This window comes from Cryomorpha ignava, assembly GCF_010686655.1.
Taxonomy (GTDB): domain Bacteria; phylum Bacteroidota; class Bacteroidia; order Flavobacteriales_D; family Cryomorphaceae; genus Cryomorpha; species Cryomorpha ignava.
Genome location: NZ_JAAGVY010000073.1, coordinates 1 through 11,757, shown reverse-complemented (window position 1 = coordinate 11,757; position 11,757 = coordinate 1). Strand labels below are relative to the sequence as shown.

Annotated in this window: 6 protein-coding genes; 2 read left to right on the top strand and 4 right to left on the bottom strand. The window is 37.6% G+C overall.

Annotated elements, in window-relative coordinates; all coding sequences use genetic code 11:
* Positions 1 to 131: 131 nt before the first annotated feature.
* From G3O08_RS19730 to G3O08_RS19720, 3 genes are read right to left on the bottom strand one after another with little or no spacing between them, the layout of a single operon-like run.
* The gene (locus G3O08_RS19730) at positions 132 to 1,310 is read right to left on the bottom strand and encodes a site-specific DNA-methyltransferase (protein WP_163287171.1); all 1,179 of its coding nucleotides are present in this window, start codon (positions 1,308 to 1,310) and stop codon (positions 132 to 134) included.
* A gap of 32 nt (positions 1,311 to 1,342) precedes the next feature.
* Entirely contained in the window at positions 1,343 to 4,060 is a 2,718-nt protein-coding gene (locus G3O08_RS19725) for a restriction endonuclease (RefSeq protein WP_163287170.1), read from the bottom strand.
* Positions 4,060 to 4,377 carry a helix-turn-helix domain-containing protein gene (locus G3O08_RS19720; RefSeq protein ID WP_163287169.1) on the bottom strand — a complete coding sequence of 106 codons (318 nt, stop codon included), beginning with the start codon at positions 4,375 to 4,377 and terminating at the stop codon, positions 4,060 to 4,062. Before G3O08_RS19720 ends, G3O08_RS19725 begins: the two co-directional genes overlap by 1 nt.
* Positions 4,378 to 4,901: 524 nt before the next feature.
* Here G3O08_RS19720 and G3O08_RS19715 point away from each other — a divergent pair.
* Together G3O08_RS19715 and G3O08_RS19710 are read left to right on the top strand one after the other, a co-directional pair.
* Complete coding sequence (locus G3O08_RS19715) at positions 4,902 to 5,048, top strand: hypothetical protein (RefSeq protein ID WP_163287168.1); 147 nt, start codon at positions 4,902 to 4,904, stop codon at positions 5,046 to 5,048.
* 253 nt (positions 5,049 to 5,301) lie between these two features.
* Complete coding sequence (locus G3O08_RS19710) at positions 5,302 to 10,563, top strand: proprotein convertase P-domain-containing protein (protein ID WP_163287167.1); 5,262 nt, start codon at positions 5,302 to 5,304, stop codon at positions 10,561 to 10,563.
* A gap of 30 nt (positions 10,564 to 10,593) precedes the next feature.
* Here G3O08_RS19710 and G3O08_RS19705 read toward each other — a convergent pair whose 3' ends face one another.
* Positions 10,594 to 11,409: an Abi family protein gene (locus G3O08_RS19705; RefSeq protein WP_317164116.1), complete on the bottom strand. Its 816-nt coding sequence runs from the start codon at positions 11,407 to 11,409 to the stop codon at positions 10,594 to 10,596.
* Positions 11,410 to 11,757 lie beyond the last annotated feature (348 nt).

The window sequence follows — 11,757 nt, the reverse complement described above, 5'->3', positions numbered from 1 at the left end:
GTAGAACCTATGGCCTGGCTTACTGCCGTGCTTGGCAAAATCGCCGATCATCCGGTCAACAAACTTTTTGAACTCTTCCCTGGGAATATAGACATACCAGAAAAGTTAACAAGCTTTGGTGAGTTGGAAAATCAGGCGGTGTAGTTGGTCGGGTGGATACTTTTAATCAATGAGGTTGGTTTGGGTGTATCAAAGATTACTTCATCATTGAAAAGGCTTTTGATTTCTGTATTGGCATTTCTTGTTGTTCCAAAAAGACCACCCTGCCATATATTTTCAGCAACTCTACCATTTTGATTTTTAAGATATATTTTTCTGATTATTCTTGTTTCGTCATCACTAAAAATAATTTCTTTGCTTTCAATTTTTGATAAAACTTCTGATTCTTGCCATCTCCATCCGTTTTCAGGTGGAGCAATAGTTTTACCACTTGGAGTATTAATATCAAATAATAACGTTTTTCTGTAGTTTGGACTTCTTGTATCTCCGCTTCTCCATTCTCCTTCTGGGTCATTATCCGGATTTGAATAGTTTACATTATCTTCTTCTGTTCTTGGGAATCGAAAGCTTTCAATTGCCTCAGATTTTCGAAACACCATTATATTATTATATTGTCTGGAAAAATATTTTTCATCATTTTTACTTTGCTCTGTATGTTTCCATACAATATTTCCTAAAAAATTATCCTCTCCAAAAACTTCATCACACAATTTTCTCAAATGATGTACTTCATTATCATCAATAGCAATAAAAATTGCTCCGTCAGTTCTCAAAAGTTGTCGAGCAATTAATAAGCGACTATACATCATATTGAGCCAATTGCTATGATAACGTCCATCAGTTTCAGCATTAGTATCAATTTTAAAACCATTTTCAGTCATTTCGGCATCTTCCCAATATTCCTTTTTGTCTTGGTTAAATTTATCAGAATACACAAAATCTTTTCCTGTGTTGTAGGGAGGGTCAATGAAAATGCACTTTACTTGCTCACGGTAGCTGTTACTAAGTAATTTCAATACCGCTAAATTCTCTCCTTCAATAATCAGATTTTCATTTTCAGTTGGGTTTACACTTCTTTCTTCATCATAAACTAAAGTGGCATCAGTAGGCGTAAAGGCTTCTCTTTTCGCATTACTCTTTCCAAACCATCTAAATTCGTAACGTTCGGTTTCGTTTACACTTTTAGGGTCTATTACTTTTTTGAGTTCGCTAACATTCAGTTTGCCATCATTTGTAAAAAGGTCTGGCATCAACTGTTTTAATTGTTCCAATCTTTCTTTGTTCCAATCGTGAGATTGTACGTTTTCCATTGGGTTCTCCGTATTTTGGTTATCGTTGCTCATTATGCTTCTTCAATTAATGCGTTAATGTCTTTTGTAGCTTCTGTTTTAAAATATTGGTAATCTTTAACAGGTGCTTTATATTGTACCTCTACTCCTAAAGTGGCGAAATGCTTTACCGCACATTCTATTTTATAAATTTCACTTTCTTTCAATGCTTTTTTATCATTGATGTCGTTTGTCCCTTTGGTTTCAATTACAAAGTAGAACTCACTTTCTTTTCCATCCCTCAATCTCTTTCTTTTCATCACAATACCAAAATCGGGATTGTAATTTCCGATAGGAGTAGGGATTTTGTAGTATGCAGGGAGTTTCATAAAGCAAACAACTTCATCATCTAAATCTGCTCCCAATGCAAATTTTCTTTCTATATCACTATCTGTAAGCATTCGGTTGTAAAAGCCTCTGTTGGGTGTGTCTCGGTATTGGTTGCCATCAACTTGCTTTACAAAATCGTTGAATTCAAAAGGAAAAGTTTCGTCTGTTAAATGATAATTCAAACCCCTTATCATTTCTTCCAGTTCGATATTCTTAATTAAGGATGATGCTTGATGAATAAATTGTGGTGGGTTTTTTGCGAAGTTCTCGTGATTTGTTTCTCCAATTATTTCAATAGTTGTGTTATAACTTAGTCCTGTGTTTTCACTTATTTCTTCTACTAAATCTAATGCTGAAAAATGAGCTTTTAGTTTGTAATTTTCCTTTCCACCAAATTCATCTTCAATACCTTCTTCTGTAATAGCACCAATAGTTCGGCTACTTACCTCTGCAACATAATCTGCAATTTCAATTGTATTTAATGCTTTTTGGCTTCTTTCTATTAATGTTGCTTCATCAAAAGCTACTGTGTAATTTGTTTTTTTAGCTAAAGCATTCCAGAATCGTTTAAACGCTTTGTTAATAGTGTCACTTTCACTACGTTTAAATTCAACTTCATTTTGTTTTTCGCCTCTGTGCGTATGGGTCATTCCAGCACCAGCACCAGATGTTCCGTAAACTTCTCTTATTTCTTCTTGATATTGCGTTACAAAAGTCTCGTAGGTTTCGTTTGGAATTACTGTAAGTTGATTAATTCGTTCATCATCACTTACACTTAATTGGTCATAAATACGTTGCCCATTCGTATCTACACATATTCTTAATCCTCTACCAATTTCTTGGCGTTTTTTAATTTCAGAAAAAGAATTGCTTAATGTAGCAATGTTAAAGATGTTTGGATTGTCCCAACCAACACCCAAAGCCGAGTGTGAAAAGATGAATTCAATTTTATTGGAAATAGAATCTCCAAAGCTTAACAAACCTTTTTTATCTTTTAAAATGGCATCAAAAACTTCTGAATTTTTCCGCATTGAGGTTTCGTTATCGGTAAATTCGTTTTTAGTGGTTTTTGCAAAATATGAACCTTGAATCATTTCAATATGTTCAGTTGTTGGTGCTACATTATCGTGAAATTCAGGGTAAATTTCTTTGTATTTTTCAATGAAAAGGTTCTTGATTATTGGGTCATCACTTACATAATTGGCAACTTTATCAATAAAAATAAGTGAAAGGCATTTTATGCCTTTTTCTTTTAGTTTTTGTTTTTTTGTAAAGTGGCGAAGGATGAGCCATTCTAATTGTAAAGCCCAAATACTTTGCACATTTCCAGAAGCCTGTTTTTCAAAAATCTCCACTCCGTTATGAAAACTAACAGACCATTTTCCAGTTCTGAGACTTTTGTTAATTCTGCTAATGGTGTATTTTAAATAACTTGGGTTGTTCGTTACTTTTCCTAAGTTATCTCCGTCTTTCAGCCATTTAGAATCTTTAAATTCAATCTTTCCACTTGAAAGTTGATGCCAAGCTTTGATTTTTGCTTGTATTGGATTTTTTCCATTTTTGGTTTCCGAAAGTTCCAGTTTTAAAGTGGCTTCATCATTTTTTTCTGTAACCGTTAAAACTTCTATCTTTTTTACTAAACCTTGTTTGTAACTGTCGTAAGGTGTTAGTCGATACGTTTTGTTTTTTGCAACTTTGTGAGTTGCTGAATATCTAATTTTAAATAGAGGATTAAGTTTAGCAATTTGTTTAATGGAATTTGATGTATCCATTCCTTCCTGTGGTTCATCCATTATGATAATTGGATTTGTTCGTCCAATTGCTTCAATAAATGGGATGTTTGCAAAAAGGTCTTCTCTTTTCGCTTGGTTTAAAATTTTGTCTTCCGAATTGAAAGAAGCCAAAGTCATTACCATTATTTGCGGATGTTGTTCCTCTACAAAATTGGTTACTTTATTTAATCGTTTACTGCTGTATTCAAATGCTTTAGGAGTAAAGCCATAAATTTCTTCCAGTTGCTCTTCAAATATTGAAAGTGTATTTAATACTCCTTGTCTAATAGCAACTGAAGGAACAAGAATTATGAATTTTGTAAATCCGTAGTGCTTAAACATTTCGTAAATAGACTTAATGTAAACAAGGGTTTTTCCTGTTCCTGTTTCCATTTCAATGGTTAACTCTCGTTCGTCTTTAAGTTCTGCAATTTTTTCATCAATTCCGTTTTCAAGCAAAATAGTTTTGATGTTTTCTGCTAATTGCTCATTTGAAAGCGTACAAATATTTGAACGAATACCGTCAATACACGCATTGTCAAATGTATTTTTGTCATTGCCATCAAAAACATTTACAATAGATTTGATTGCGGTTTCTTGATATTCTAATAGTTCTAATTTTAATTCCATCAATTTCCGCTTTTATTTTTGCTTATGTATTTCATTTTTTGCTCAGCTACTTTTAGTGCTTTGCTCCCAAGTTCTTCATCTTTTATTTCGTTCAGTATTTTTTCACTCAAATATTGAATAAGCAGATTGTCTTTGTCTAAATCCAATATTTCAGCAAGTTTTATAATTTGCTCTTTTGTTGCTTTTCGTTCACTTCTTTCTATTTTACTGAGTATGGCAGTATCAATATCAAGCATAGCTGCTACTTGCCTCAGAAGAAGTCCTTTTTTCTCTCTTTCTTCCCGAAGTATTTCTCCCGTTGTCTTACTTTCTTTCATTTGTGAAATATCACTTGATTATTATGATTTGACATTATTTGTCAAATATAATTAGTCTTTTCGGTAATTCTATGATTTTGTTCTCCAAACTTATTAACAGTCTGGGAGCGGTGGGAAAATTTATACTCTTTTGGTTTTTTAGGGATGGCTCGTGAGTTGGCAAAAACCAAATGTGTATAAATGTGCGGTGGGCTTTTTTCTAATGGTGGGTAACATCCATCTAAACCCCATTCCCCAACCTTCTATGTCGTTTATTTCCCATATATCGGATATAAACGAATATTTTGAAGCCGGCATTTCGTTTATATGAATTATAGCTTCCTGTTGTGATAGTAAAATTATACAACTGCAAAGTACGTATTACAATCAATAAAGCAAGCCATATCAATATTCCCGCATTCATTCCCTCCATCCACATAGCCGCAATGCCGGGAGCCACCCATTTTAAATTAATGACCGCAGCCGCAGAATTCGACTAAGATCAAGAAAAAGCAATTCCCACCTTTACAGAATCGGACGAAATAATGATCAACGATCCTTCCGTGGCGCCACAATCGCTAAGCCTCACCTTTCCGGTAGCATCTACCAAAACAGTTGTGGTTACAATGGGAATTTGGTTTTATCAGCAAGTGAATGGCCAGCTCTACCAGCCCTCGAAAGCCGGTGCTTAAGGCTCTCGAAAGCTGGTGCTTGAGGCTCTCGAAAGCTGGTGCTTGAGGCTCTCGAAAGCCCGCCGGACGTAGGAAGCACAACGTCAGACTTTCAAAGCAACCCCTTTGTGGAAAACATTCACAAACCATAAATAGGTTCGACAAAAAACAATCCTTAACTTTAACGGTACAATTAAATAAGAATAGCTTAGCTCCCAACCATGCGCCAAGTTCTATCTTTGCCGTTGTAGTTGCTACTAAATCAATTTAACCGATGCGTAAATTTTCCGCTTTGCCGTATTTTCTTGCGGTGCTTTCTTTTCTTTTTTTTGCAGATGGGTATGGGCAGGCTACTTTACCGGTAAATACGACAACAATCTCTAAAACTTCTCTCCCAACTGGGTTTTCTCATTCCGGATTAGGTGCTGACTATTCTGGCCCCAAATTAAAATTTGATGATCAAGGTGATTATTTGGTTCTGCGCTTCAATACTTATCCGGGATCTTTGACATTTGATATCGGTGTGAATAATAATTTCGGCACCACTATTCCAGCGGATGCTTCATTTTCAGTTTTGGAGTCTACGAATGGTATTGCATACACAGCAGTTGCTTCATATTCTAATACAGCAACGGGAACTAAGACTATCACAACTTTAAATGCTGCTTCAAGATATGTAAAATGGATCTACACCCTAAAACCTTCAGGATCAAACATCGCTCTATACAATATTAATATTGTGATAGGCTCACCACCTTGTTCAGCAGAGCCCACTTCTCAAGCCACAGATATTTCATACACCGATAACTCATCAACATCAGTAGATGTCGACTGGATTGCCGGAGCCGGTGGAGATGAATATATTTTGGTTGCACGAGAAGCGAGTTCTATAAACTTCACTCCTACTGATGGTGTTGACTATTCAGGAGACACGGGAGGAGAAAGTTTTGCTTCAGCGACTAATCTAGGAACCGGGAATAAAGTAGTTTACACTGGCAGCGCAACTGCTACAACAGTTACAGGACTAACAACCGGTAGTACCTATTACTTTCAGGTATTTGCAGTATGCACAGGTGATACCTTCAATTATTTAACAAGTACTGGGTCTGGTAATCTTGGAACTTTGGGATACGCAGTGCCAGCCTTAATTCCTGATAACGGCTGCGGTACAAGTAATTATTTGGAATCTACTTTCGAATACACCGGTGGTTCAATCATTGGCGATATAAATGTTTTTGTTGCCATTACCCATACGTATCGTGCAGACTTGCGAATAGAATTGGAATCTCCTAATGGTACAGTCGTTCAATTACTTAACGGCTCAACAGGTCTCGGTGCAGATAATTTAGAGGTGAATTTTGACGACGAAGCGGGCAGCAGTATTTCAACTTCAAATCACATCATTAATGGAATTGCCGACCAAACGGTAATAAGCATTACTGATCCACTAAGCGATTTTGATGGTGAAGACCCAAATGGCATATGGATTCTTAGAATTTGTGACGATGCTGGATCTGATACCGGTTTCTTAAACGATTGGACTCTGGATATTACTATTGCTATCATTGAGCTAGAACCGACTGATCATCCAACGGATTTTAACTGCGAAGGCGTAGAAATTGACGAAATCTACATTGAATGGACAGATGTGAGTTCCACACCTACTCCTTCGGGATACCTAATTCTTTGGTCTGATTTAAGTTACGCAAGCATCACCCCTCCAGTTGATGGCACGCCCATAGCTGACGGAGCTGGGTCTTTGAATGTAGCACAAGACAATGAAATAGCGGCCATTAATGGTTTAGCCACAAATACAGATTATTTCTTCAAAATCTATCCTTACTCGAACTCTGGTGCTGACATTGCTTATAAGACCGACGGCACCGTAAGATTTACAAGCTGCAACACTCTTGATGGTCCATGTATTAATGAAGGGTTTAATAATTATCTGAGTGAACCAAGTGGATGGAATTATAATGGATTAGGAACATATAATACAGCTTCGAGTTCTGGTATTTCAATTCCTTCTATTAAGTTTGACGACTCCGGTGACAGGATGACTACATCTATCTCAACCAATCCTGCTTCGGAAGTCTCATTTTGGCTTAAAGGGCAATCCATAACTGGAAGTTCTGCTTTATTAGTAGAAGGATATAACGGTTCAATCTGGACTACAATTGAAAATATCGTTCCTATCTCAAATTCTCCCACCGTTTACACTTACAACGCCTCATCGAGCCCAGCACTTCCCACTAACTTAGTTCAGTTTAGATTTACTTATACTAAAAGTGCAGGAAATATTGCATTCGACGATCTTGAAGTTCTATGCACTTCAGAATGCTCACCCACCCACATAATTGCAGGATTCAGTCCACATGAAGGCCCGGACGGAACCCTTGTCACCATAACAGGAAGTGGTTTCACAGGTGCTACTGACGTTAGAATAGGTGGAAATTCAGTTACTTTTTTACCAGTAGAAGATGATAATATAATTCATGTTTTAATTGATGACATTCCAACCAGTGGACTTATTTCTGTGATAGTCTCCGATTGCGAAGCAAAATCTACAGATAGCTTCACTTACCTAAATAGTAATGAGAGTTGTTCAGGTTCCAGCGGAAGTGGCGGTGGATATGCAACCGATATTTTCATAAGCGAGGTTTATGATGCCAGTTCTGGAAGCTTAAGTTATATAGAGCTTTTTAACGGAACGGCAAGCGCTATAAATCTTACAACCGGGAATTATTCTATAGTTGTTGAAACGGGAGCAACTTCTACCTATATTCTTTCAGGGAGCGTGGGAATTGGAAATACCCATATTCTTAGACTAGGCGGCGGAGCTTCACTATGTCCCGATTTCACCATTCAAGATGATCGTCCGGGAGCACCAGGGTATAATGGAAATGATGAAATCTTTCTCTACAAAAACGGAGTACCAATAGATTACGCCCCAAATCCAAACAGCATTGGTGCTGGCGGAACAGGAAGTTCTGCTCCGGGTTTTAGTCAATCAAGAAACGTCAACGTTGTTTCTCCAACAACTACCTATAACGCATCAAATTGGACGATCAGCAACACGGAAGATTGCGAAAATCTAAGCGTAGCACCATACGTTCCAGGCGGTAAAAACATAATAATCAATACACATCCGGCAGATGTGGATTGTGATGAACTCACTTTTAGTGTTGCTGCAACAACTAATATTTCTCCAAATGTCCCAACAACCTACACATGGCGCTACATTGCACCCGGAGATATAACTTGGAGCTTGGTAAGCACACTTGGTGGCACAAATGGATTGGTTGTAACAGCTGCCAATTTCCCCTCAATTACCATTACCGGAAACACCTCTCAATTACTCGATTATCAGTTTTATGTTGATATGGGAACTGGCGGAACAGGTGAATGTAGAAAATTCAGCAACGCAGCCTCTTACACTTTTGATACTAAAGCTTATTACCGCACAGTATCAGGCGGCAACTGGTCAAATTTAGATATTTGGGAAATGAGCAATACGGAAGGAGGAACCTATGAACAAGTTTGTCAATATCCAATTGATCGTACTTCTGATAAAATCACTATTCAAAACGGCCACAATGTAACTTTCGATGTAGAATTAACCGCAGATTGGATTGACATTTGTCCGACTTGTACTTTAGAACTATTATCCAATACAAAGCTCACTCTATTGGATGGAAATGCGTCAGGTCCTGATCTAATCGTAAATGGAACCTTAATTGACAATGGCAACCTGGCTAATGGAATTGACTTCCTTGACGAAATACCGACATGGGAAATAGGAGCCGCAGGCACGCTAATTAAAACCAGCAGCAGCTACGCCACTCGCTATAGAAATGCTTACCATAATGGCATAGCAAACATCCCTGCTACGGCCACATGGATTTACAGATATACAAATAACGGAAATCTAAGTTTTGCTAGTAGCACAGCCGCTATTACGATGCACTATCCAAACTTGATTTTGGAGAATACAACTCTCGTCAATTACTCATCTCAAATAAACAATTCTGATGTGTTTCTAAGTAACTTTACGATGGTTGGAAATGAGCCGATCATAATAAAAGGTGACTTCGACATCGGCGGAAGCGAAACCGGAAACATTGACTTCTCCAATCTTATTACAAATACAAGTCCTGTTAGGGTTGATGGTGAACTATTGGTCAGATTAGGCAGCACCTTGAGAAACACTGGTATAAACGCCCCTGTATCAGGCACAGGCCTCGAAGTACAAGGCGATTTAAATATTGAAGGAGCACTTGACCTAACATCAGGCATTGGTGCTGCAGTGGGGATTCTGAAACTTTCAGGTGATCAGGACATGATTGGACTTGGAGGAACCACCATCTCTGCCAATAACCTTATAATCAATAAAGGCACAGGTTTCAATATCCTCGCTGATTTAAGTTTTGATGTAAAGCGTGAAATTCAATTTATAAATGGAATTTTGGAATTGACGGAACCTGCAAATACAGTGATTTTATCGCAAGGAATAGCTATCACAGGCGCTCCCGGAAATGATAGCCATATAGACGGTTTTGTTTCAAAATCAGGAACAGAAGATTTCAGTTTTCCTGTTGGTGACGCTGGCTATTATCAACCAATAGGAATTTCAGATTTATCAGAAAGTTCCACTTTTAGGGCACGATATATTGCAGATGTACATCCAGATGCGGGCCCTTATTACGATGGAAATGCAGGAGGTAACGGATTTTTAGAAGAACTCGGCCATTGTGATTATTGGACTTTGAATAGAACATCTGGAAGTGCCAGTGCAAATGTGACCTTAACCTACGGCAACACTCCCTGCAATGTGATTACAGATTTGAGCTATCTAAATATGGCTAAATGGGATGGTCTTAGTTGGGAGTACCCTGTTGTGGGAGTAGATCCCTTAATTCCAGGTGAAATAAGCTCTACAACTCCATTCCCGACTTTCAGCGATTTTGTACTTGCATCAACTGGTGGTGCTCAGATAAACGTCCTCCCCATCCAGCTAACCTCATTCACTGCAAAACCCGAAAATTACAAAGTACAAACAGCCTGGACCACCGAGACGGAGACCAACAACGCTTTCTTTACCGTAGAGCGCTCGGCAGATGCACGGGTATTTCAGGGAATTGGAGAAGTAACCGGAGCAGGCACCAGCCATACTCCAAAAGATTATACATTTACAGATGAAAAACCGCTTCCCGGAGTGTCGTATTACCGCTTAAAGCAAACAGATTTTGACGGCATATTCACCCACAGCGCCATAAAAGCCGTTTCATTTACAGAAACAGATGGCTTTAGTCTGGAACTGACCTACAGAGACGAAAACGAGCTCAACCTGGTTTACAAATCCATCAGCCCCTACATCCTCGTTGAGATTTTTGATGTCCTTGGCAAGCGGGTGTTTACTGAAGTCGCCGAAAACTATGGCGGCCGGTCTGTGGTGCCTCTCAACTTAAATCGCGGTGTTTATGTAGTGCGTATCTCGAATGGGAAGGCTAGTGATAGTGCTAAAACTATATGGTAGTAAGGCACCATGATTTTGGCTTAGTAAATTCTATTTCCAAATATTCTGGTCTCGCCAATCATCAGGTATCCCCATTTCTGTGAGATTTATAAAATCGCTATCCTCTATTAAGATAATGATTCTCTCTTTTATCCCGTGTCCTGCAGAAACCTTGTTCAAAATATACAAAATGTACGACATACAATGGTACATTGAATTTTCATTTTTAGGACTGTCAATAAAATCGTATTCTGTTTTGTAGAGTAATCTGGGCGGAGAGTCAATATTTCTATTCCATATTCTGCTATGATGTGTGATAATATTTCTTACTATATTAAAAGTTTTGAGCCAGCTTCTCAAAAAATGATGATTGGGAAGGTTAAACTCCTTGGCTATTCTATCCTTTGCTTTAATAGTATGATTTAAGTTGCTGTAAAGCTTAGACAAACATCCAAAAGAAACAATTTCTAGCGTTTTATACGCCGGAGGTCTATAATTATCGCCATACTTTCTGTAGTGCGATTTAATAAAAATTTCTTTGGTTCTGCTTAACTCTTTATCTATTTCTGACAATGATTCCTGATGAAACTCTTTTGAGTAGAAATTTGATTCATTTTCAATCCACCATTGGCCTAGTTCTATTGAGAGATAGTAAACTAACTTAGTTCTTATAGCTACCTCAATTCTTTCAAGTGCGTCAAATAGAATTAGTCGAAATTTGCTATCGAATGTGTAAAGGTTGATTATCGTTTCAAATCGAATCCCCGCTCTAAATTTGTGATTTTCTTTGTCTATGTGAAATTCCCACCAAAATCCTTGAAGTCTGAAATAACTTATATTTCGTAAAAACTCTTTAGCAGTTCCAATATCTCCTATCTCCTATCTCTAAACCTCTTTCTTGAAGTAATTCAATTTGCTTATCAAATGATATTATCTTTTTAGGATAGTCAGATTTTGAAGCCATGCAATACGTATAAAAAAAAGACCCGCCTGGGTACGCTGTTCTCTGGGAAGCGTGGCAGGTTCAATTACTGCAAATAATATAACTAAAGTTTCGCAGGAGCTATTGTGTTGATAATTAACATTGTAAAGTTAAAAAGTGCAGCATTTTTATTACTTTAAGATTCTGAAAAACAGTATCTTAAAGGCGTAATTCCAAATACGTAAAAATGCTGCAATCCAAAGATATTAAAAATTTGTCAGAGCTGACTACTT

Excerpts from the sequence above, each read along its gene's own strand:
- G3O08_RS19715 (WP_163287168.1), top strand. The coding sequence starts at position 4,902 with ATGATCAACGATCCTTCCGTGGCGCCACAATCGCTAAGCCTCACCTTT.
- G3O08_RS19720 (WP_163287169.1), bottom strand. The coding sequence starts at position 4,377 with ATGAAAGAAAGTAAGACAACGGGAGAAATACTTCGGGAAGAAAGAGAG.
- G3O08_RS19730 (WP_163287171.1), bottom strand. The coding sequence starts at position 1,310 with ATGGAAAACGTACAATCTCACGATTGGAACAAAGAAAGATTGGAACAA.
- G3O08_RS19710 (WP_163287167.1), top strand. The coding sequence starts at position 5,302 with ATGCGTAAATTTTCCGCTTTGCCGTATTTTCTTGCGGTGCTTTCTTTT.
- G3O08_RS19725 (WP_163287170.1), bottom strand. The coding sequence starts at position 4,060 with ATGGAATTAAAATTAGAACTATTAGAATATCAAGAAACCGCAATCAAA.